The following is a 22,526-nucleotide window of genomic DNA, read 5'->3' as shown; positions in this document are numbered from 1 at the left end:
TACCGATAAAAAAAGACCCCGCTCAGCCAGACTGAGCGGGGTCTTTTTTTGCCTTCCTCCCTGTGGGAGCGAGCTTGCTCGCGATGGCAATTTATCATTCAACATCAATGCTGGCTGACACACCGCTATCGCGAGCAAGCTCGTTCCCACAGGGGGATTGCGCAGGTCTCTCAGACGCCGAACTGCGCCCGATAGGCCTCAACCGCCGGCAAATGCTGCTTGAGCTGCGGATCGTCGGCCAAGAACTCCAGCACCTGGTTCAGCGAGACAATGCTGATCACCGGGATGCCAAAGTCGCGCTCCACTTCCTGGATGGCCGACAGCTCACCGTTGCCGCGCTCCTGGCGGTTCAGGGCAATCAGCACGCCGGCGGCCTTGGCGCCTTCTTGCGAAGCGATGATCTGCATCACTTCGCGGATGGCGGTGCCGGCGGTGATGACGTCATCGATGATCAGCACGTCGCCGGTCAGCGGCGCGCCGACCAGGCTGCCGCCCTCGCCGTGGGCCTTGGCTTCCTTGCGGTTGAAGCACCAAGGCAGGTCGCGGCCATGATGCTCGGCCAGGGCGACGGCGGTGGTGGCGGCCAGGGGGATGCCTTTGTAGGCGGGGCCGAACAAGACGTCGAACGGAATGCCGCTCTCGACGATGGCCGCGGCATAGAACCGGCCCAACTGCGCCAGCGCGGTACCGCTGTTGAACAGGCCGGCATTGAAGAAGTACGGGCTGGTGCGCCCGGACTTGAGGGTGAACTCACCGAAGCGCAAAACGCCGCGATCGATGGCAAAGCGAATGAAATCGCGCTGATACGCCTGCATGAAAAAAAGCCTCAAATACCGCGGATTTAGCTAAATAGGTACACGGCGTGTATCATACACGCACGTGATTTTTGGGGCCATTTATGCGGATCATCAGTGTGAACGTCAATGGTATTCAGGCTGCAGTCGAGCGTGGTTTGCTCAGTTGGCTGCAAGCACAGAATGCCGACGTCATCTGCCTGCAGGACACCCGCGCCTCCGCCTTTGAACTGGACGATGCAGCCTTCCAACTGGATGGTTACTTCCTTTATGCCTGCGATGCCGAAGTCCCCGCCCAGGGTGGCGTGGCTTTGTACTCGCGGCTGCAACCGAAGGCTGTCATCAACGGTCTCGGTTTCGAGACGGCGGACCGCTACGGGCGCTACCTGCAAGCCGATTTCGACAAGGTCAGCATCGCGACCTTACTGCTCCCATCGGGGCAGAACGGCGATGAAGATTTGAATCAGAAATTCAAGTTGATGGACGACTTCGCCCGTTACCTGGATAAACAGCGGCGCAAACGTCGCGAGTACATTTATTGTGGCTCGCTGTACGTGGCGCAGCAGAAGCTGGATATCAAGAACTGGCGCGACAGCCAACAGTCTCCTGGTTTCCTGGCGCCGGAACGTGCCTGGATGGACGAGATCATTGGCAACATGGGTTATGTCGACGCCCTGCGTGAAGTCAGCCGTGAAGGCGACCAGTACAGCTGGTGGCCGGACAACGAGCAAGCCGAGATGCTCAACCTCGGTTGGCGTTTCGATTACCAGTTGTTGACGCCTGGGCTGCGCCGTTTCGTACGCAGCGCTCGCCTGCCGCGCCAGCCACGGTTCTCGCAGCATGCGCCGCTGATCGTGGATTACGATTGGACGCTGACCATATAAGCGTATCGACGACGGCCTCAAGCCGGTCGACCCAAAAATGCCCGTATCGCAAGATACGGGCATTTTTCATGGAGCACGCTACCGCCCGGAACATCACGTCACGGCGAAAAACGGCAGGGCCAGGTACAACTTGATGACGATGACGTTAATGATATCGATGAAGAACGCGCCCACCATCGGCACCACCAGGAACGCTATCTGCGAAGGTCCGTAGCGCTGCGTCACAGCTTGCATGTTGGCGATGGCCGTCGGCGTGGCGCCAAGCCCAAAACCGCAATGTCCCGCCGCCAATACCGCGGCATCGTAGTGACTGCCCATGATCCTGAAGGTCACGAAAATCGCAAACAGTGCCATGACCAATGTCTGCGCCGCCAGGATGATGAAGATCGGCAAGGCCAATGAGGCCAGGTCCCACAATTTGAGTGACATCAAGGCGATCGCCAGGAACAACGACAAGCTGACGTTGCCAAGCACGGATACTTCTCGCTCGAATACTTGATACAAGCCAAGTGCCGAAAGTCCGTTGCGCAGGATCACTCCCACGAACAAGACGCAAACGAACGTCGGCAATTCGAACACAGTGCCGTGGAGCTGCCCATTCAAGAGCGTGCCGGCCAACAGGCTGACCGCGATCAAAGCAAGTGTCTCGATAAACGAAAACGGTGTGATCGAGCGCTCTTTGTTCGGCTGTTCAAAGCCCTTGGGCACCCGGGGCTTTTCCGGTTCAAGGCTGCCGGGTGACTGAACACGCTTGATGAGCAGGCGCGCAACCGGACCGCCAATCAAACCACCCAACACCAGGCCAAACGTCGCAGAAGCCATCGCAAGCTCAGAGGCGGAAGCCAGACCGTATTTCTCACTGAACACCGCCCCCCACGCCGCGCCCGTGCCGTGCCCCCCTGCCAAGGTGATCGAGCCGGTCAGCAACCCCATCAACGGATCGAGCCCCAGGGCCTTTGCAAGCCCGATGCCCATGGCATTCTGGACCACCAGCAGGCCGACCACCGCAAACAGGAAAACTCCCACCACGCGCCCACCTTTTTTCAGGCTGGCGAAATCCGCACTCAGGCCAATCGTGGCAAAAAAGGCCAGCATCAACGGTGTTTGCAGCGACGTATCAAATCGGACTTCAACTTCAAGCCCCCGCAAAGCCAGGAGCGCCAGAGCAACTACCAGTCCGCCCGCTACCGGTTCAGGGATATTGTAGGCGCGCAGAAAACCAACGCGCGTAACAAGTCCGCGTCCCAGCAAAAGTACTAGAGAGGCAGCGACAAGCGTTCCATAGAAATCGAGCTGAAACATAATTACTTATTCTTTTTTCAAGTATTTTCAAGGACGAGCTTTTTACCTGGACACGCCGCTTGAACAGGTTGAATCCTCAACACTGATTGTCTTTTAATTCAATGACCTTCAATGGTCTGAATATATCGAAATATTTCTGAAGGAATATAACTTGGGCCAACTCTATCAATCGTAGAGTCTTATTGCCAAGCACAGAGACCGCGCTGAAACTGTGCAGTTGTGACTAAAAATGTAAGACCAATAAACAAGCGCAACAACTTTGCGCACAAAGGGCATCGTACATAAAGAGAATCACTTAAGACGTCAAAAAAAATGCCCCGATAAGGCGGGGCATTTTTGAGCAGCGTGGAAGGTTATTTAACCAACCGCCAAGTAAACGGATACCGATACGGCTGCCCTTCATTGGCCTTCACGCCAGCGATGATGGTCAGCACCAACGCACCGATGGCCACCAGGCCAAACAGGAAGAAACCGATCACCACGATCATCAGCAGCAAGCTGATAGCCGCGGCGATCGCCACAGTGATTTGGAAGTTCAGCGCTTCCTTGCCCTGGGCATCGATGAACGGGTCGGATTCACGCTTGATCTGCCAGATGATCAGCGGGCCGATCAGCGAACCGAACGGAATGAAAATCCCCACCAGTGCAGACAGGTGACAAAACATCGCCCATTGCCGGACTTCTTTGCTCGGCTGGGGCAACAGGACTTGCTCATCACTCATGACATTCTCCTTGTCTGAAGCGCACAACGATCAGTCGGCCAGGGCGGCCTTTTGCAATTCGAAGATTTCGTTCATGCCTTTCTTCGCCAGCTCCAGCATAGCGTTCAACTCTTCCGGCTGGAACGGTGCACCTTCGGCAGTACCCTGGACTTCGATGAAGCCGCCAGCGCTGGTCATCACCACGTTCAGATCGGTCTCGGCGGCGGAATCTTCCAGGTAGTCCAGGTCCAGCACGGGCTCGCCCTGGTACATGCCCACCGACACGGCGGCGATCATTTGCTTGAGCGGGTCGCCGCCCTTCAGGCCGCCGCGCTTCTTGATCACTTTCAAGGCATCGACCAGCGCAACCATTGCACCGGTGATGGACGCGGTGCGAGTGCCGCCGTCAGCCTGGATCACATCGCAGTCGACATACAGCGTGACGTCGCCCAGCTTGGACATGTCCAGCGCGGCGCGCAGCGAACGGCCGATCAGGCGCTGGATTTCCAGGGTCCGGCCGCCCTGCTTGCCACGGCTGGCCTCACGCTGGTTCCGTTCGCCCGTGGCGCGCGGCAGCATGCCGTACTCGGCGGTCAACCAGCCTTGGCCCTGCCCCTTGAGGAAACGAGGCACGCCGTTTTCGACGCTGACGGTGCAAATGACCTTGGTATCACCGAATTCGACCAGTACAGATCCCTCGGCGTGTTTGGTGTAGTTGCGGGTAATGCGGATCGAGCGAAGCTGATCGGCAGCGCGACCACTTGGACGTTTCATAGGGAACACCTGTACAGAGGACGGAAAACTGCTGGGCATTATAGAGCCGTGGACCGCCATAGGGCAGATCTAAAAAGCCGACGCGACGGGTGAACACGCTGGAGGCCCCGGCCGACGGGCTGCAGCGCTTTGTAACCGGAGCTGTTTGGGCGCTTGCGTCCCACTGCGCTACAATCCTGCGCCTTTGCTGCCCTGCGGCATTTATCCACAAGTCCCAGGCACCACGATCACCGTTGTGGCTGCCTGCATTGCGAGGAACCTCCATGGTGCACAGCATGACCGCCTTCGCCCGCGTCGAGAAGGCCGGCGTCCAAGGCACGCTGAGCTGGGAACTGCGTTCGGTCAATAGCCGCTACCTGGAGCCGCACCTGCGCCTGCCCGAGTCCTTCCGCGACCTCGAAGGCGGCGTGCGCGAAGCGCTGCGCCAGGGCCTGTCCCGGGGCAAGCTGGAATGCACCCTGCGCTTTACCGAAGAAAGCAGCGGCAAGACGCTGCAGATCGACCGTGAGCGCGCGGCGCAACTGGTCGCCGCCGCGGAAACCGTCGCCAGCCTGATCAAGAATCCCGCCGCCCTGAATCCATTGGAGGTCCTGGCGTGGCCTGGCGTACTGGTAGGCGACGCAAGCGATCCCCAGGCACTGAACGCCGAGGCGCTGGCGCTGTTCAATCAAGGCCTCAAAGAACTCAAGGCCGGTCGCGAGCGCGAAGGCGCAGAGCTGGCCCGGCTGATCAACGAGCGCCTGAGCTCCATTGAAGAGGACGTCGTCACACTGCGCGAGCTGGTCCCGCAGATGCTCGCCACCCAGCGCCAGAAAGTCCTTGATCGCTTCGCCGACATGAAGGCAGAGCTGGACCCGCAGCGCCTCGAACAGGAAATGGTCATGCTCGCGCAAAAGAGCGACGTGGCCGAAGAACTGGATCGCCTGAGCACCCACATCATCGAAGTCCGCCGGGTGCTCAAGTCCGGCGGTGCGGCCGGTCGCCGCCTCGACTTCCTGATGCAAGAGCTCAACCGCGAAGCCAATACACTGGGCTCCAAGGCCTTCGACCCGCGCAGCACCCAAGCGGCGGTCAACCTCAAGGTGTTGATCGAACAAATGCGCGAACAAGTGCAGAACATTGAGTAAGGCTAACCCGACATGACCCACAGCACCGGCACCCTCTACATCATTTCCGCGCCCTCGGGCGCCGGCAAGACCAGCCTGGTCAAGGCCTTGATCGACGCCGAGCCGCAGATCCGCGTCTCGGTCTCCCACACCACCCGCGCGATGCGTCCGGGCGAAGTCAACGGGGTGAACTACCACTTCGTCGATCGTGAGGAGTTCGTGAAGATGGCCGAGCACGGCGACTTCCTCGAGCGCGCCGAAGTCTTCGGCAACCTCTACGGCACATCGCAAAGCTATTTGCAGCAGACCCTCGACGAAGGTCACGACCTGATCCTGGAAATCGACTGGCAGGGCGCCGAGCAAGTTCGCAAGCTGATGCCCCATGCCCGTTCGATCTTCATCCTGCCGCCGAGCCAGCAGGCCTTGCGCCAGCGCCTGACCAACCGCGGCCAGGACAGCGATGAGATCATCGAAGGCCGGATGCGCGAAGCGGTCAGCGAAATGAGCCACTACGTCGACTACGATTACCTGATCATCAACGACGATTTCGCCCATGCACTGGACGACTTGAAGGCGATTTTCCGCGCCAGCCAGCTCCAGCAAAAACGCCAACAGCAACGTTTCGGTAAATTATTGGCCGAACTGCTGGGCTGATCAGCCCTTCCCAAAACCGCTGCGACGGCTTTACATTGGTACTCGCAGCGCGCCGAGGGGTTTGATCAAAAAATCAGCGCTTCCCTAAACGCTGGTGTTTTTTTAAACTGTCGAGTCCGCTCGCCCAACCGGGCAGCGCGCATATTGCATTCGCTCCGAGGAATACCATGGCCCGCGTAACCGTTGAAGACTGCCTAGAACACGTGGAAAACCGCTTTGAGCTGGTCATGCTCTCTACCAAGCGTGCCCGTCAACTGGCCACCGGCGGCAAAGAGCCATTGGTCCAGTGGGAAAACGACAAGCCTACCGTGGTAGCGCTGCGTGAAATCGCCGAAGGCCTGATGAGCTACGAGTTCATCGCCAACGCTGAAATCGTTGAAGACGAACCGCTGTTCGCGGCGTTCGAGGACGAGTCCAACGAGGCGGTCTAAGCCTATGCCTGGTCGACGTAGCACGGCGCGGGGTCACAGCAGACGGCAGGAGTCACTATCATGCCGAGCATAGACGCCCTCGCCGATCGCTTATCGGCCTACCTCGGCACGGACCAGGTCAACCTGGTCCGCCGAGCCTATTTCTACGCCGAACAAGCCCACGACGGCCAGCGCCGCCGCAGTGGCGAGGCGTACGTCACGCATCCGCTTGCGGTGGCGAATATTCTTGCCGACATGCACATGGACCATCAGAGCCTGATGGCGGCCATGCTGCACGACGTGATCGAAGACACCGGCATTGCCAAGGAAGCGCTGCAAGCGCAGTTCGGCGAAACCGTGGCCGAACTGGTCGACGGGGTCAGCAAGCTGACCCAGATGAACTTCGAGACCAAGGCCGAGGCCCAGGCCGAGAACTTCCAGAAAATGGCCATGGCCATGGCCCGCGACATCCGCGTGATCCTGGTCAAGCTCGCCGACCGCCTGCACAACATGCGTACCCTGGAGGTCCTGTCCGGCGAGAAACGCCGGCGCATTGCCAAGGAAACCCTGGAAATCTACGCGCCCATCGCCAATCGCCTGGGCATGCACGCGATTCGTATCGAGTTCGAGGACCTGGGCTTCAAGGCGATGCACCCGATGCGTTCGGCGCGGATCAACCAGGCCGTCAAGCGCGCCCGGGGCAACCGCAAGGAAATCGTCAACAAGATCGAAGAGTCCCTGAGCCACTGCCTGGCAATCGACGGCATCGAAGGCGAAGTCAGCGGGCGGCAGAAACACCTCTACGGCATCTACAAGAAAATGCGCGGCAAGCGTCGGGCCTTCAACGAGATCATGGACGTCTACGCGTTCCGGATCATCGTCGACAAGGTCGATACCTGCTACCGCGTGCTGGGTGCCGTGCATAATTTGTACAAACCGTTGCCGGGGCGCTTCAAGGATTACATCGCGATTCCCAAGGCCAACGGCTACCAATCGCTGCACACCACGCTGTTCGGCATGCACGGCGTACCGATCGAGATCCAGATCCGCACCCGCGAAATGGAAGAGATGGCCAACAACGGCATCGCGGCCCATTGGCTGTACAAATCCAGCGGCGACGAACAACCCAAGAGCACTCACGCCCGCGCGCGGCAGTGGGTCAAGGGTGTGCTGGAAATGCAGCAGCGCGCCGGCAACTCCCTGGAATTCATCGAGAGCGTGAAGATCGACCTGTTCCCGGACGAGGTCTACGTCTTCACGCCCAAGGGCCGGATCATGGAGCTGCCCAAAGGCTCCACGGCCGTGGACTTTGCCTATGCGGTGCACACCGACGTCGGCAATAGCTGCATCGCCTGCCGCATCAACCGCCGCCTGGCACCGTTGTCCGAACCGCTGCAAAGCGGCTCCACGGTAGAAATCGTCAGCGCTCCCGGCGCGCGCCCCAACCCCGCGTGGCTCAACTTCGTGGTCACCGGCAAGGCCCGTACGCACATCCGCCACGCGTTGAAGCTGCAACGTCGCTCCGAATCCATCAGCCTCGGCGAACGCCTGCTGAACAAGGTCCTGAACGGTTTCGACAGCTCGCTCGACAAGATCCCGGCCGAGCGCGTGCAGGTCATGCTCCACGAATACCGTCTCGAATTGATCGAAGACCTGCTCGAGGACATCGGCCTGGGCAATCGCATGGCCTATGTCGTCGCCCGTCGCCTGCTCGGCGAAGGCGAACAATTGCCGAGCCCTGAAGGTCCGCTGGCGATTCGCGGCACCGAAGGCCTGGTGCTCAGTTATGCCAAGTGCTGCACGCCAATCCCGGGTGACCCGATTGTCGGGCACCTGTCCGCCGGAAAGGGGATGGTGGTGCACCTGGACAACTGCCGCAACATCAGCGAAATCCGCCACAACCCGGAAAAATGCATCCAGCTTTCGTGGGCCAAGGATGTCACCGGCGAATTCAACGTCGAACTGCGCGTCGAGCTGGAGCACCAGCGCGGCCTGATCGCCCTGCTGGCCAGCAGCGTCAACGCCGCCGACGGCAACATCGAAAAAATCAGCATGGATGAGCGCGATGGCCGCATCAGCGTCGTCCAGCTGGTGGTCAGCGTGCACGACCGCGTACACCTGGCCCGCGTGATCAAGAAACTGCGCGCCCTGACAGGGGTCATCCGCATCACGCGCATGCGTGCATAGCTCTGCAATAGCGCCCTCATTACAAGGAGTCATCAATGACCAAGACCGTTATCTCCAGCGACAAGGCCCCGGCCGCCATCGGTACTTATTCCCAGGCGATCAAGGCGGGTAATACCGTGTACATGTCGGGCCAGATTCCGCTGGACCCGAAAACCATGGAACTGGTCGAGGGCTTCGAAGCCCAGACCGTGCAGGTCTTCGAGAACCTGAAAGCCGTGGCCGAGGCCGCTGGCGGTTCGTTCAAGGACATCGTCAAGCTCAACATCTTCCTCACCGACCTGAGCCACTTCGCCAAGGTCAACGAGATCATGGGCAAGTATTTCGACCAGCCTTACCCTGCCCGTGCTGCCATTGGCGTGGCTGCCTTGCCGAAGGGCGCCCAAGTCGAGATGGACGCCATCCTGGTCATCGAGTAAAAAGCCCGGCGCAGCGTTCCCCCGCTGCGCCGTTTTCGTTTTGAAAGGATTCCTTCATGCGCAAAGCGCTTGCCTTCTCGCTGTTTGCCCTCCTTCTGAGCGGCTGCGCCAGCGACCCTGCCGACCGAGACATCAGCGGCACCTGGATCAACCAGGCCGCCATCGACGCTGCCGCCAAGGGCGGCCCGCTTCGCGAAGCACTGCAGGCCTATGGCCCTAACCTGGAATGGGACGTCAACACCCGCGCCGGCCAGGCGCGCTACACCAACGGTTTTGAAAATGTCGAAGGCAAGCTGCTCGGCGAACAGGACGGCGCGTGGAAAGTCGACTTCTACGGCAGCTCCGCCAGCGAACTCAAGCGCGACGGCGACCAGTTGAGCCAGGCCGCCACCGAAAACGAGCCGCAGCAGCTGTTCGACCGCGCACAGGTGCAGATACCGGAAGGCGCACCGATTGGCGCCAGCTTCGAGCGAGCGTTGTACACCGCCTACCTGGGCGGCAACTGGAACATTGTCGAGGGCCCAGGCCAGGGCGCTACGGTGCAGTTCCAACCCGACGGGCAAGTCAGCGGCCTGCCGGGCGCCGATCGCTACGCCTTGTGCCTGGCCGGCGACTGCGCCTCAATGAGCGGTGGCAACGACAACATCTGGCTGCAACAGAGCGGCCAGGGCAATACCTGGATCTTTGCCCGCGATGGCAAGAAACTGGAAATCTTCCAGACCGTGAATGCGGCGCTGGCGGATGAAATGCCGTCGTTTACGCCGGGTGCCCGCAAGTGGGTGCTTGAAAAACAATAATAGTAGCCCCGACGGGGTTCCCCTGTGGGAGCGAGCTTGCTCGCGATGAGGCCATAACGCTCAACATCGAGTTGACTGTTATACCGCTATCGCGAACAAGCTCGCTCCCACAGTTGTTTTTTCGGCTGGCAGAAAAAATCAGCAGCGCCCTTCAAGAATCGCCGCATACCCCTCGCGATAACTCGGATAGCGGGGCACCCAACCCAACGCTTTCGCCCGCGCATTGCTGCAACGCTTGCTACCCGTGCGGCGCACGCTGGCGTCATCAGCCCACTCGGTCACGCCCAGATATTCGCGTAGCCAACCCACCACTTCGGCCAACGGCGCGGGTGCATCGTCGACACCGATGTAGAAATCCTCCAGCTGCACGCCCTGCCGATCCTTTTCCAACAGAAACGCCAGCAATCCAGCAGCATCGTCCGCATGAATCCGGTTGCCGTAAAGCGGCGGCTTCATCGCCACGCGATAACCGCGACGCACTTGGGTCAGCAGCCATTCGCGGCCCGGGCCATAGATGCCAGTCAGGCGAAGGACACTTGCGCGAATACCGCTCTTGAGTGCCACCTGCTCGGCTTCAAGCATCAAGCGTCCGGAGTAGCCGGCAGCGACAGTCTCGGAGGTCTCATCGACCCACGCACCGTCCTGCTGGCCATACACACTGCTGCTGGATACAAAAATCAGTCGATCGGGCACCTGCCCATAGTCACCCAACCAACTCAGCACGTTCTGCAGCCCCTGGACGTAAGCCTTCCGATAACCATCCTCATCGTGGTCGGTGGCGGCGGCGCAATAAACCACGTAATCGATAGCGCCTACCGGCCAAGTCATTGGGCAGTCTTCATTGAACAGGTCGCCGGCAACGCCAGTCACACCGTCCGGCAACCGCGAGACATCACGGCGCAGGCCGTAGACATGCCAGCCAGCCGCCAGCAATTGCGGGGCCAGGCGACCGCCGACATCACCACAACCGGCAATCAAAACAGAAGGCGCGGGCATCAGGATCTCCTTTTGGAAAAGCCGCAGACTAGCTGCCAGAGGGACCAGCGGCTAGCCATGCGACAAAAAAAGCAAGCGTATTGCTTCTGTTAACAAGAATTACTTGCAATAATGCTCGCCACTTTTGTTCTCGGCCTCACGAGGCCTGGAAGAACATCAACCCTCTTTTTCCTCTCAGGTCCGGCCAGCATGACACGCTCTCTCTCCTCCGCTTCGCCAACCAACCGACCTCGCGCCTGGAGCGCAGTGGCAGCTTTGCTGCTCAGCCTGATGCTGGCGCCAAGTGCCGCCTTCGCTGATGCCCAGACGCCCGCCACGACACCGGCCACCGCGCCTGCTGCCGCCCAGGCACCCGCCGACCCGGCCGCACCCGTTGCGACGCCCGTGGCCACCGATCCGACCCTGGCCGTCGACGCCGACGCGCCTCAAGTGCTCGAAGCCGACAACACCCTGGGCATGGCCCACGACCTGTCGCCCTGGGGCATGTACAAGAACGCCGACGTGGTCGTCAAAGCCGTGATGATCGGCCTGGCCATCGCCTCGATCATCACCTGGACCATCTGGATCGCCAAAGGCTTCGAACTGCTGGGCGCCAAGCGTCGCCTGCGGGGTGAAATCGCCGCGCTGAAGAAAGCCGCCACCCTCAAGGAAGCCAGCGCCACCGCCGGCAAGGAAGGCACCCTCGCCAACCTGCTGGTGCATGACGCCCTCGAAGAGATGCGCCTGTCGGCCAACAGCCGCGAGAAGGAAGGCATCAAGGAACGCGTCAGCTTCCGCCTCGAGCGCCTGGTTGCCGCCTGCGGTCGCAACATGAGCAGCGGCACCGGCGTGCTCGCCACCATCGGTTCCACCGCGCCGTTCGTCGGCCTGTTCGGTACCGTGTGGGGGATCATGAACAGCTTCATCGGCATCGCCAAGACCCAGACCACCAACCTCGCCGTCGTCGCCCCCGGCATTGCCGAAGCCCTGCTGGCGACCGCATTGGGCCTGGTCGCGGCCATCCCGGCGGTGGTGATCTACAACGTCTTCGCTCGCTCCATCGCCGGCTACAAGGCCCAGGTTTCCGATGCTTCGGCCGAAGTCCTGCTGCTGGTCAGCCGCGACCTCGATCATCTGCCGCCCGAGCGTGGCTCGCAACCGCACATGGTGAAAGTGGGGTAATCGGCCATGGGCCTGCATTTGAAAGAAGGCGCAGACGACGATCTGGCCGAGAACCACGAAATCAACGTCACGCCGTTCATCGACGTGATGCTGGTGCTGTTGATCATCTTCATGGTGGCCGCCCCGCTCGCCACCGTGGACATCAAGGTTGACCTTCCCGCATCGACGGCCAAGCCATCGCCACGCCCGGAAAAACCGGTGTTCCTGAGCGTCAAGGCTGACCAGCGCCTGTTCCTGGGCGAAGAGGAAATCAAGGTCGAGAGCCTCGGCCCGACCCTAGACGCCAAGACCCAGGGCAAGAAAGACACGACGATCTTCTTCCAGGCCGACAAAGGCGTGGATTACGGCGACCTGATGAGCGTGATGGACGCCCTGCGCGGCGCCGGTTACTTGAAGGTCGGCCTGGTCGGTCTCGAGACGGCGCCGAAAAAATGATCACGACGCGCCAAAAGCTGACGCGTTACAGCGGTAGCCTGGCCGTGGTGCTGGGCGTGCACGCGCTCGCCATCGCACTGACGCTGAACTGGACGTCACGTCCGCCCATCGAATTGCCGCCCCAGGCAATGATGGTCGAACTGGCCCCGGTCCCAGCGCCGCCACCGCCTGCCCCGCCAAAAGTCGTCACACCGCCGCAACCGCCCGAGCCGGTGGAAGAGCTGCCGCTGCCGAAACTGGCCGAAGCACCGAAGGCGGAAATCGCCGTGCCCAAGCCGGTCAAGCCCAAGCCGAAGCCTCAACCGCCCAAGCCCAAGCCGGTGGAGAAGAAGCCGGAGCCGCCGAAGGAAACGCCGTCGGAGCAGAAGCCCGCCGACACTCAGCCCACCCAGGCACCGGCCGAGAAGTCCGCGCAACCGGCCCCAGGCCCTTCGCCCGCGCAAATGGCAGCCAAGGCCAGCTGGCAAGGCACGCTGCTGGCGCACCTGGGCAAATACAAGAAGTACCCGGCCAGCGCCCAGGCACGCGGCAAGGAAGGCATGAACCGCTTGCGGTTCGTGGTGGATGCCGAAGGCAACGTGGTGTCCTTCGAACTGGTGGGCAAGTCAGGCAACGCCGATCTGGACCGGGCCACCCTGGAAATGATCCGCCGCGCCCAACCGCTGCCCAAGCCACCGGCCGACCTGCTGACCAATGGCACGGTCGAACTGACGGCGCCGTTCCTGTATTCCATCGACAAGCGTCGGCGCTGACTTCAAGACACGAGCGGCGTGCTCCCACTGGACCTGTAGGAGCTGCCGAGCAAAGCGAGGCTGCGATCTTTTGATCTTTCGCTTGCGACTCAATGGCACCGGAAAGATCGCAGCCTCGCTTCGCTCGGCAGCTCCTACGCACAGGCCAGCGGGAGCAAGCTCCCTCGCCACAATCAAACAAAGGCATCGAAAGATGCCTTTTTCATATCCGGCAACGACCACACAGACATTCGCCAGTGTCGCACCGCGCCTCCAGTCTGATAACGTGCGTCTATCGATTGCAGCCGGTATGCTTGGCTCGCAACTTCACGGACGTTTCGCCATGACCCTCACAGAATTACGCTACATCGTGACCCTCGCCCAAGAGCAGCATTTCGGCCACGCGGCCGAGCGTTGCCACGTCAGCCAGCCGACGCTGTCGGTGGGTGTGAAAAAGCTTGAAGACGAACTCGGTGTGCTGATTTTCGAGCGCAGCAAAAGTGCGGTGCGCCTGACCCCGGTCGGAGAAGGCATCGTCGCCCAGGCGCAAAAGGTCCTGGAACAGGCCCAGGGCATCCGCGAGCTGGCCCAGGCCGGCAAGAACCAGCTGACCGCCCCGCTGAAAGTCGGCGCGATCTATACCGTCGGGCCGTACCTGTTCCCGCACCTGATTCCGCAACTGCACCGGGTCGCCCCGCAGATGCCGTTGTACATCGAAGAAAACTTCACCCATGTGCTGCGCGACAAGCTGCGCAACGGCGAACTGGATGCGATCATCATCGCCCTGCCGTTCAACGAAGCCGACGTCCTGACCCTGCCGCTCTACGACGAGCCGTTCTACGTCCTGATGCCGGCCCAGCACCCCTGGACCCAGAAAAAAACCATCGATGCCGCCCTGCTCAACGACAAGAGCCTGTTGTTACTCGGCGAAGGCCACTGCTTCCGCGACCAGGTGCTCGAAGCCTGCCCGACCCTGACCAAGGGCAGCGAAGGCGCCAAGCACACCACGGTGGAATCCAGCTCCCTGGAAACCATTCGCCACATGGTCGCCTCCGGCTTGGGCATTTCGATCCTGCCGCTGTCGGCGGTGGACAGCCATCATTACTCACCCGGCGTGATCGAAGTCCGCCCGCTGACGGCCCCCGTGCCGTTCCGCACCGTTGCCATCGCCTGGCGCGCCAGCTTCCCGCGACCCAAGGCCATCGAGATCCTCGCCGACTCGATCCGCCTGTGCTCCGTGGCCAAGCCGCCTGTCGCCAAGTAAGCCGTTGCCATGACTGAGCTGTCGAAAGTGCCGGTGACGACACTCAAGGGTGTCGGTGAAGCCATGGCCGAGAAACTGGCCAAGGTCGGCCTGGAAAACCTCCAGGACGTGCTGTTTCACCTGCCATTGCGCTATCAGGATCGCACCCGCGTGGTGCCCATCGGTCATTTGCGGCCCGGGCAGGATGCGGTGGTGGAAGGCACCGTCAGCGGCGCCGACGTGGTCATGGGCCGGCGGCGCAGCCTGGTGGTGCGCCTGCAGGACGGCACCGGCGGGCTCAGCCTGCGCTTCTATCATTTCAGCAACGCGCAAAAGGAAGGCCTCAAGCGTGGCACCCGCGTGCGCTGCTACGGTGAGGCGCGGCCCGGCGCTTCGGGGCTGGAAATCTATCACCCGGAATACCGCGCCATCACCGGCGACGAACCGCCGCCCGTGGCGGAAACCCTGACGCCGGTCTACCCCCTCACCGAAGGCCTGACCCAGCAACGCCTGCGCCAGCTCTGCCAGCAGACCCTGACCCTGCTGGGCCCCACCAGCCTGCCGGACTGGCTGCCCAAGGAGCTGGCCCGGGACTACCAGCTTGCGCCGCTGGCCGACGCGATTCGCTACCTGCATCACCCGCCCGCCGACGCGGACGTGGAAGAGCTCGCCCTCGGACACCACTGGGCCCAGCATCGCCTCGCCTTCGAAGAACTGCTGACCCATCAACTGTCCCAGCAGCGCCTGCGCGAAAGCCTGCGCTCGCTGCGCGCCCCGGCCATGCCCAAGGCGACGAAACTGCCGGCCCGCTACTTGGCCAATCTCGGTTTCACGCCCACCGGCGCGCAGCAGCGGGTCGGCAATGAAATCGCCTACGACCTGAGCCAGCCCGAGCCAATGCTGCGGCTGATCCAGGGCGACGTGGGCGCGGGCAAGACCGTGGTCGCCGCCCTCGCCGCGCTGCAAGCGCTGGAAGCCGGGTATCAGGTGGCGTTGATGGCGCCCACCGAGATCCTGGCCGAACAACACTTCATCACCTTCCAGCGCTGGCTCGAACCCCTGGGCATCGAAGTCGCCTGGCTGGCCGGCAAGCTCAAGGGCAAGAACCGCACCGCCGCTCTCGCGCAGATTGCCGAGGGCGCGCCGATGGTGGTCGGCACCCACGCGTTGTTCCAGGACGAAGTGCAGTTCAAGAACCTGGCCCTGGTGATCATTGACGAACAGCACCGCTTCGGCGTCCAGCAGCGCCTGGCCCTGCGGCAGAAAGGCGTCGGCGGGCGGATGTGCCCGCACCAACTGATCATGACCGCGACGCCGATCCCGCGGACCCTGGCGATGAGCGCCTACGCCGACCTCGACACCTCGATCCTCGACGAACTGCCGCCCGGTCGAACGCCGGTCAATACCGTGCTGGTCACCGATACCCGACGAGTGGAAGTGATCGAGCGCGTGCGCAGCGCCTGCGCCGAGGGGCGGCAGGCCTACTGGGTGTGTACGTTGATCGAGGAGTCGGAAGAGTTGACCTGCCAGGCCGCCGAAACCACCTTCGAGGACCTCACCGCCGCCCTTGGCGAATTGAAGGTCGGGCTGATCCATGGCCGCATGAAGCCCGCAGAAAAAGCCGCGGTGATGGCCGAATTCAAGGCCGGCGCCCTGCAACTGCTGGTCGCCACCACCGTGATCGAGGTCGGCGTCGACGTGCCCAACGCCAGCCTGATGATCATCGAGAACCCCGAGCGCCTGGGCCTGGCGCAGTTGCACCAGTTGCGTGGCCGCGTCGGCCGGGGCAGCGCCGCCAGCCATTGCGTGCTGCTGTATCACCCGCCGCTGTCACAGATCGGCCGCCAGCGCCTGGGCATCATGCGCGAAACCAACGACGGTTTTGTCATCGCCGAAAAAGACCTCGAGTTGCGCGGCCCGGGTGAAATGCTCGGCACGCGCCAGACGGGTCTGCTTCAATTCAAGGTGGCCGACCTGATGCGCGACGCCGACCTGCTGCCGGCAGTACGCGACGCCGCCCAGGCATTGCTGGAGCGCTGGCCGGATCATGTCAGTCCACTGCTGGACCGCTGGCTGCGCCATGGGCAGCAATACGGCCAAGTGTGAGCACGCGCTCAGTTTTCTGGACGCGCCTTCTAGACAAGCTGGTTATACTGACCCACTTGTAGGAAAACGGATACAGACCATGACTGAAGCTGCCCTCGTCCCCGAAACCCCGCACGCTCCGTCTGTTATTCGGCAGTTGCTCGAGAAATTGGGCATCGCCTTTGACGAAGTCGTCGAGCGCCCGGGCCTCAACCCCGCTCGCAAAGTGCAGGCCGTGCTGTTGCACGACGCCGTCGGCGCGCTCATGGTCCTGTTTCCGCAAAGCCAATTGCTGGACCTCAACCGCCTCGCCGAACTCACGGGCCGCAAGCTCACGGCGGTGCCGACCGAGCGCCTGGAACGCATGCTTGGCAAACACAGCCTGAGCCTGTTGCCAGGCCTGCCCGCGCTGACCAGTTCGCCGTGCCTGTACGAAGAAGGCCTGCTGCGCGAGCCCAAACTGCTGATCAACTCGGGCGAGCCGGGGTTGCTGCTGGAGGTCTCCAGCGAAGCGTTCAAGACCATGCTTACCAAGGCCAGCGCCGCGACCTTCGGCGAACCGGTGAGCAACATCACTCCCAACCTGGACCGCCCGCATGACGACCGCCAGGAAATCACCCTGGCCGTGCAGGCGTTCACCGCGCGGCGCATCCAGCAACGCCTGGAAGAGACCATCGAGATCCCGCCGCTGGCCGAAACCGCGCAAAAAATCATCAAGCTGCGGGTCGACCCCGACGCCACCATTGACGACATCACCGGCGTGGTCGAAACCGACCCGGCCCTGGCCGCGCAAGTGGTGAGCTGGGCCGCATCGCCGTACTACGCGTCGCCGGGCAAGATTCGCTCGGTGGAAGACGCCATCGTCCGGGTGCTGGGCTTCGACCTGGTAATCAATCTCGCATTGGGCCTGGCCCTGGGCAAGACCTTGAGCCTGCCCAAGGACCACCCGCAACACACCACGCCGTACTGGCAGCAATCGATCTACACCGCCGCCGTCATCGAAGGCCTGACCCGCGCCATGCCGCGGGCCCAGCGCCCGGAAGGCGGCCTGACCTACCTGTCGGGCCTGCTGCACAACTTCGGTTATCTGCTGCTGGCCCACGTGTTCCCGCCGCACTTCTCACTGATCTGCCGGCACCTGGAGGTCAATCCGCACCTGTGCCACAGCTATGTGGAACAGCACCTGCTGGGCATCAGCCGCGAGCAGATCGGCGCCTGGCTGATGCGCTACTGGGACATGCCCGACGAACTGGCCACCGCCCTGCGCTTCCAGCACGACCCCCACTACGACGGCGAATACGCCGCCTACCCGAACCTGGTGTGCCTGGCCGTACGCCTGCTGCGCTCGCGCAGCATCGGCTCAGGCCCGGATGAAGACATCCCCGACGCGCTGCTCGATCGCGTGGGGCTGACTCGGGAAAAGGCCAATGACGTGGTGAGCAAGGTGCTTGAAGCTGAGGTGTTGCTGCGGGAATTGGCTTCGCAGTTCAGCCATTGACCGCCGACGCAGACAGCTGAGCTTTTGTGGTGAGGGAGCTTGCTCCCGCTCGGCCTGTAGGAGCTGCCGAGCGAAGCGAGGCTGCGATTTTTTTCCTCCGTCAGTTGATTCTCAAGCGAAAAATCAAAAGATCGTCCGAACGCGGCCCGAGCCTTCGCCACAGGGTTCTCGGTTAGCCCTTCTTGGCCTTCCTCGGCTTTAGGTACTTCATCAACCCCTGAAACCAAATCACCAACGCCGGATTACCCTTGATCTGGATCGATTTGTCCTGGATCCCCGTCATGAATGCCAACTGCTTGTTCTTCGCCTGCATCGTGGCGAAGCCATAGGCAGCGTCCTTGAACGCAATAGCGAAGGCAGGCGTCGGATAAACACCCGACTGGCTGGTGATGCGCTGGTTCTTCACGGTGAAATGCCGGGCAACCTTGCCGTCCAGGGTTTGCAGCTGGAACACCAGCTCCTTGTCGCCCAGTTGCTGTTGGAAAGCCGGGTTGGTGCGGCTGGCCTTGCCCATCAACCACCCCAGCATCCACAACAAGAAACGAAATTTCATCGGCACAGCCTCGTGAGAAAAATGAACGGCGGGCGCAGTTTAGCGATTCCCCAGCGGAACGCCATCATCGAATCGCTTTAGCGGAAGATCAGTCTTTTTTCGTGAAAGATGACTGCCAAGTCACAGAATCAAACATCAAAAAGATCGCAGCCTTCGGCAGCTCCTACATCGATATCTGTAGGAGCTGCCGAAGGCTGCGATCTTTTGATCCGTTTCCCTGCCAAACCCTCGGACATTTCCTTCAAAACGCAGGGCTGTTCATGAACTAGGCAGCAGTCCCGAGGGCGGCTAACCTCTGTTCGTCATCGCTAAAAACGGTGACACGGACGTGCAAGTCCGGATTGGTACGCAATTGCTTATGGCTATTGATCGAGCATTTTTTTATGCTCGCGTCCGTTATGGCGATTGTGCGTGGGAGACCCTCGGGTCTGCCGGCGGTACCGGACCGGTCTTGCACACCTACGCACAGTTGCCACCTCTTCGAATGCAAGCGAAAGGATGTCGACCCCAACTCTGGTACATAGATATGGTCAAGCATTCACCGAATCCACCGAAAAACGAACACAAATCCCGCGCCGAAAAACTCGAAGAAAAACGCCTCGAAGACGCCACCAACCGCGCCCTCGACTACTACCTCAAGCCCCACCCCGCCTCACCGCCGGAACCCGATAAAGACCAGCTCTTCATCGTCTCCCCGCACATCGACACCGAAACCCTGCTCGCCAACGCATCCGAAGACCTGCTCTCCATCAGCACCATCGCCGCCGACCTGGCCGACGACATCGACGAATCACGCCGTTGCGTCGCCCTGGCAATCAGCCGCATGGCCGATGGGGTTCAGTTGTTGGTTGAACGGGCGTTGGATCATTTGGAAACGAAGGGGGTCGCGGCGTCTGCAGCCAAGGGATAGACCCGGCATCAAGGCAGGCTGAGCCGACGCCTTCGTCGGATCGCCGCCCGGAGCAAGCTCGCTCCCACAAGGTTCCGTGTCGAACCGAATCTCCAGTTCAACGCCAATCCAGTGTGGGGGCGAGCCTGCTCGCGAAAGCGGTGCATCAGTCGACATCAATACCGCCTGAAAGGACGCCATCGCGAGCAAGCTCGCTCCCACGGGGTTCTGTGTCGAACCGAATCTCAAGTTCGACGCCAATCCATTGTGGGAGCGAGCTTGCTCGCGAAAGCGGAGTATCAGTCGACATGGACGCCAGCTGAAAGGACGCCTTCGCGAGCAAGCTCGCTCCCACAGGGAAACGCGGTCTCACCAAGAACCAGCTCGGCTCTAAGGCCGCCTCGCTTTTGCTTTTGATCTGCGGGCCCCGTTAACCACGATGGCCGAACGCAGGCATTGTGGAGTGGGCATCCCGGCATGGATGCCGGGATAGCCGCGCAGGGCCATGGATGGCCCATCGCGGCGGGCCCACGGAGCAATGCCGGAGTGAGGGCATGCCGAGCCCAGGCGAGGCACCGAGTGGTGGGGCCAAGCCTTTTTGGTTACTTTTTTGGCGTCTGAAAAAAGTGACCCGCCGTAAGGGCGGAACCCTAAGCCGCCGTTACCGCAGCAACGGAGATGTACCCGATCAAAATCCTGGCCGGCTGTAAGGCCGCCATCGCGAGCAAGCTCGCTCCCACGGGGTTCTGTGTCGAACCGAATCTCAAGTTCGACGCCAATCCATTGTGGGAGCGAGCTTGCTCGCGAAAGCGGAGTATCCGTCGACATGGACGCCAGCTGAAAGGACGCCTTCGCGAGCAAGCTCGCTCCCACAGGGGAAACGCGATCACCCGGAACCGAGGTCGGCCCTAAGGCCGCCTCGGCTTGGCTTTTGATCTGGAGGCCCCGTTAACCACGATGGCCGAACGCAGGCATTGTGGAGTGGGCATCCCGGCATGGATGCCGGGATAGCCGCGCAGGGCCATGGATGGCCCATCGCGGCGGGCCCACGGAGCAATGCCGGAGTGAGGGCATGCCGAGCCCAGGCGAGGCACCGAGTGGTGGGGCCAAGCCTTTTTGGTTACTTTTTTGGCGTCTGAAAAAAGTGACCCGCCGTAAGGGCGGAACCCTAAGCCGCCGTGACCGCAGCAACGGATATGTACCCGATCAAAATCCTGGCCGGCCGTAAGGACGCCATCGCGAGCAAGCTCGCTCCCACAGGGAAACGCGGTCTCACCAAGAACCAGCTCGGCTCTAAGGCCGCCTCGCTTTTGCTTTTGATCTGCGGGCCCCGTTAACCACGATGGCCGAACGCAGGCATTGTGGAGTGGGCATCCCGGCATGGATGCCGGGATAGCCGCGCAGGGCCATGGATGGCCCATCGCGGCGGGCCCACGGAGCAATGCCGGAGTGAGGGCATGCCGAGCCTAGGCGAGGCACCGAGTGGTGGGGCCAAGCCTTTTTGGTTACTTTTTTGGCGTCTGAAAAAAGTGACCCGCCGTAAGGGCGGAACCCTAAGCCGCCGTTACCGCAGCAACGGATATGTACCCGATCAAAATCCTGGCCGGCTGTAGGGCCGCCATCGCGAGCAAGCTCGCTCCCACAGGGGATTGGGGTGCCGCGGATATTTCAGTCACCACAAAACAACTGTGGGAGCGAGCCTGCTCGCGAAAACGGTGTATCAGTCAACAAGGATGCCGACTGAAAGGACGCCTTCGCGAGCAAGCTCGCTCCCACAGGGGATTGGGGGGCTGCGGATATTTCAGTCACCACAAAACAACTGTGGGAGCGAGCTTGCTCGCGAAAGCGGTGCATCAGTCGACAGGGATGCCGGCTGAAAAGACGCCTTCGCGAGCAAGCCCGCTCCCACAGGTTCTGGCTGCCGATCAACGACCAGCAGCCATGACTCAATCAATCAAACATTCGGGCAAGGCACCGGCGCCCAGTCACCCAGGTCCGGGTTTTTGCACATGCTGTTCACCTGAGTAGTCCCCGCACTGGCAACCTGCTTGCTCTGATCCTGCTTGGCCTTGGCGTCCTGCAAAGTCTTCTCGGTAGCGACCGCTTCTTTCGGCACCACTGGAAGCTCTTTCTTCTTCGCCGGCGTCACTTTCTTCTTGGTCTTGGTGCTGGTCTGCGCCGCCACAACCTGCGTGGTGTCAGCCGTGGCCACGGTCACCACGTCAGTGCGCTGCACACCCACTTGTTGCAGGTCTTTCTCGTAGGCCTGGGTGTAGTTGTTCAGGTCTTCGGACGCCTTGCCGTTTACCGCGACGATCAGGTCGTTGGACTCTTTCAGGCCGGCAACGATTTCCGCCAGGCGCTTGCGGCCTTCAGTGTCGTTGACGGTCTTGGCCTTGCGGTCGGCAACCAGTTTGCTGAACGCGTTCTGGTAGCACTGTTGCGATGCCTTGGCGTACGCGGTGCTGCGGTCGATGTCCGAAGCGCTCTTGCTGACGTCGGCAGCGTAGGAAGCGATGCGCATGTTGTCATCGGCGATCTGCTTCTGGCGCTCGGTGTAGTAACCGGCTGCACCACCGGCCAGGGCGCCGCCCGCGGCACCGATGGCGGCGTTGCGACCACGGTCTTCCTTGTCGGCGGTCAGGGCGCCCAGCAGCGCACCACCCACGGCACCGACGGCTGCGCCGGTGACCACGGACTTGGTCATGTTGCCTTCGGTGGAGCGCAGGTGCTGCACCGGCTCGTAGCAGTTCGGGTAGTACTCGACCTTGGTGCTCGAAGCGACCTTGGAGGTCGGCGACGAAGCGCAGCCGGTCAGTACGGTGCTGAAACCAACAGCAACCAGCAGCAAATGACGCTTGGAAACCGAAGCAAAAGGTTTACGGGAGAAAAGCATAGTTGTGTTCTCGT

Annotated in this window: 21 protein-coding genes; 14 read left to right on the top strand and 7 right to left on the bottom strand. The window is 61.5% G+C overall.

Features of this window, described 5'->3' with window-relative positions:
* Window positions 1-170 precede the first annotated feature (170 nt).
* Window positions 171-815: an orotate phosphoribosyltransferase gene (pyrE, locus tag M8Q45_RS25690; protein ID WP_060740059.1), complete on the bottom strand. Its 645-nt coding sequence runs from the start codon at window positions 813-815 to the stop codon at window positions 171-173.
* Window positions 816-898: 83 nt separating this feature from the next.
* Between pyrE and crc the strand changes: the two genes are divergently transcribed.
* Complete coding sequence (crc, locus tag M8Q45_RS25685; protein WP_013694557.1) at window positions 899-1,678, top strand: catabolite repression control protein Crc; 780 nt, start codon at window positions 899-901, stop codon at window positions 1,676-1,678.
* Between the two features lie 93 nt (window positions 1,679-1,771).
* Here crc and gltS read toward each other — a convergent pair whose 3' ends face one another.
* The 3 genes from gltS to rph form a co-directional block, all read right to left on the bottom strand.
* Complete coding sequence (gltS, locus tag M8Q45_RS25680) at window positions 1,772-2,980, bottom strand: sodium/glutamate symporter (RefSeq protein ID WP_249876907.1); 1,209 nt, start codon at window positions 2,978-2,980, stop codon at window positions 1,772-1,774.
* Window positions 2,981-3,333: 353 nt separating this feature from the next.
* Entirely contained in the window at window positions 3,334-3,702 is a 369-nt protein-coding gene (locus M8Q45_RS25675; protein ID WP_249876906.1) for a DUF4870 domain-containing protein, read from the bottom strand.
* Between the two features lie 30 nt (window positions 3,703-3,732).
* Window positions 3,733-4,455: a ribonuclease PH gene (gene rph, locus M8Q45_RS25670; protein WP_003177262.1), complete on the bottom strand. Its 723-nt coding sequence runs from the start codon at window positions 4,453-4,455 to the stop codon at window positions 3,733-3,735.
* Window positions 4,456-4,718: 263 nt separating this feature from the next.
* Between rph and M8Q45_RS25665 the strand changes: the two genes are divergently transcribed.
* The 6 genes from M8Q45_RS25665 to M8Q45_RS25640 all read left to right on the top strand — a co-directional run bounded on the left by M8Q45_RS25665 (window position 4,719) and on the right by M8Q45_RS25640 (window position 10,025).
* Window positions 4,719-5,582 carry a YicC/YloC family endoribonuclease gene (locus M8Q45_RS25665; RefSeq protein WP_249876905.1) on the top strand — a complete coding sequence of 288 codons (864 nt, stop codon included), beginning with the start codon at window positions 4,719-4,721 and terminating at the stop codon, window positions 5,580-5,582.
* A gap of 12 nt (window positions 5,583-5,594) precedes the next feature.
* A complete protein-coding gene (gene gmk / locus M8Q45_RS25660) occupies window positions 5,595-6,215 on the top strand; it encodes a guanylate kinase (RefSeq protein ID WP_030142175.1) in 621 nt (206 codons plus the stop codon).
* Between the two features lie 167 nt (window positions 6,216-6,382).
* Window positions 6,383-6,646, top strand: coding sequence for a DNA-directed RNA polymerase subunit omega (rpoZ, locus tag M8Q45_RS25655; protein ID WP_003177259.1), 264 nt, complete (start codon window positions 6,383-6,385; stop codon window positions 6,644-6,646).
* Window positions 6,647-6,706: 60 nt separating this feature from the next.
* Window positions 6,707-8,812: a bifunctional GTP diphosphokinase/guanosine-3',5'-bis pyrophosphate 3'-pyrophosphohydrolase gene (spoT, locus tag M8Q45_RS25650; protein WP_030142176.1), complete on the top strand. Its 2,106-nt coding sequence runs from the start codon at window positions 6,707-6,709 to the stop codon at window positions 8,810-8,812.
* Window positions 8,813-8,847: 35 nt separating this feature from the next.
* Entirely contained in the window at window positions 8,848-9,228 is a 381-nt protein-coding gene (gene ridA / locus M8Q45_RS25645; RefSeq protein ID WP_030142177.1) for a deaminase RidA, read from the top strand.
* A gap of 56 nt (window positions 9,229-9,284) precedes the next feature.
* Complete coding sequence (locus M8Q45_RS25640) at window positions 9,285-10,025, top strand: hypothetical protein (protein ID WP_249876904.1); 741 nt, start codon at window positions 9,285-9,287, stop codon at window positions 10,023-10,025.
* 138 nt (window positions 10,026-10,163) lie between these two features.
* On the opposite strand, the gene M8Q45_RS25635 is transcribed toward M8Q45_RS25640, so the two are convergent.
* Window positions 10,164-11,021, bottom strand: a complete 858-nt coding sequence (locus M8Q45_RS25635) for an SDR family oxidoreductase (RefSeq protein ID WP_249876903.1) — start codon at window positions 11,019-11,021, stop codon at window positions 10,164-10,166.
* 189 nt (window positions 11,022-11,210) lie between these two features.
* On the opposite strand from M8Q45_RS25635, the gene exbB reads away from it, so the two are divergent.
* The 6 genes from exbB (at window position 11,211) to M8Q45_RS25605 (ending at window position 18,174) form a co-directional block, all read left to right on the top strand.
* Complete coding sequence (gene exbB / locus M8Q45_RS25630; RefSeq protein ID WP_249876902.1) at window positions 11,211-12,182, top strand: tonB-system energizer ExbB; 972 nt, start codon at window positions 11,211-11,213, stop codon at window positions 12,180-12,182.
* 6 nt (window positions 12,183-12,188) lie between these two features.
* Window positions 12,189-12,617 carry a TonB system transport protein ExbD gene (gene exbD / locus M8Q45_RS25625; protein WP_030142181.1) on the top strand — a complete coding sequence of 143 codons (429 nt, stop codon included), beginning with the start codon at window positions 12,189-12,191 and terminating at the stop codon, window positions 12,615-12,617.
* Entirely contained in the window at window positions 12,614-13,369 is a 756-nt protein-coding gene (locus tag M8Q45_RS25620; protein ID WP_249876901.1) for an energy transducer TonB family protein, read from the top strand. The genes exbD and M8Q45_RS25620 overlap by 4 nt, the downstream gene beginning before the upstream one ends.
* 322 nt (window positions 13,370-13,691) lie before the next feature.
* Entirely contained in the window at window positions 13,692-14,612 is a 921-nt protein-coding gene (locus M8Q45_RS25615) for a hydrogen peroxide-inducible genes activator (protein ID WP_249876900.1), read from the top strand.
* A gap of 9 nt (window positions 14,613-14,621) precedes the next feature.
* Window positions 14,622-16,697: an ATP-dependent DNA helicase RecG gene (gene recG, locus M8Q45_RS25610; protein ID WP_249876899.1), complete on the top strand. Its 2,076-nt coding sequence runs from the start codon at window positions 14,622-14,624 to the stop codon at window positions 16,695-16,697.
* 79 nt (window positions 16,698-16,776) lie between these two features.
* The gene (locus tag M8Q45_RS25605; protein WP_249876898.1) at window positions 16,777-18,174 is read left to right on the top strand and encodes an aminoacyl-tRNA deacylase and HDOD domain-containing protein; all 1,398 of its coding nucleotides are present in this window, start codon (window positions 16,777-16,779) and stop codon (window positions 18,172-18,174) included.
* A 172-nt stretch (window positions 18,175-18,346) separates the two neighbouring features.
* Here the strand turns inward: M8Q45_RS25605 and M8Q45_RS25600 are convergent, their stop codons facing one another.
* Window positions 18,347-18,727, bottom strand: coding sequence for a helicase (locus M8Q45_RS25600; RefSeq protein ID WP_249876897.1), 381 nt, complete (start codon window positions 18,725-18,727; stop codon window positions 18,347-18,349).
* A gap of 526 nt (window positions 18,728-19,253) precedes the next feature.
* Here M8Q45_RS25600 and M8Q45_RS25595 point away from each other — a divergent pair.
* Window positions 19,254-19,637, top strand: coding sequence for a DUF6124 family protein (locus tag M8Q45_RS25595; protein ID WP_249876896.1), 384 nt, complete (start codon window positions 19,254-19,256; stop codon window positions 19,635-19,637).
* A gap of 1,933 nt (window positions 19,638-21,570) precedes the next feature.
* Here M8Q45_RS25595 and tagQ read toward each other — a convergent pair.
* Window positions 21,571-22,512 (bottom strand): type VI secretion system-associated lipoprotein TagQ, encoded by a 942-nt coding sequence (gene tagQ, locus M8Q45_RS25580; protein ID WP_030138253.1) that lies wholly within the window; start codon window positions 22,510-22,512, stop codon window positions 21,571-21,573.
* Between the last annotated feature and the right edge of the window lie 14 nt (window positions 22,513-22,526).

The sequence above is a fragment of the Pseudomonas sp. T1.Ur genome, assembly GCF_023516725.1.
Classification (GTDB): domain Bacteria; phylum Pseudomonadota; class Gammaproteobacteria; order Pseudomonadales; family Pseudomonadaceae; genus Aquipseudomonas; species Aquipseudomonas alvandae.
This window is presented reverse-complemented; position numbering and strand designations above follow the sequence as displayed.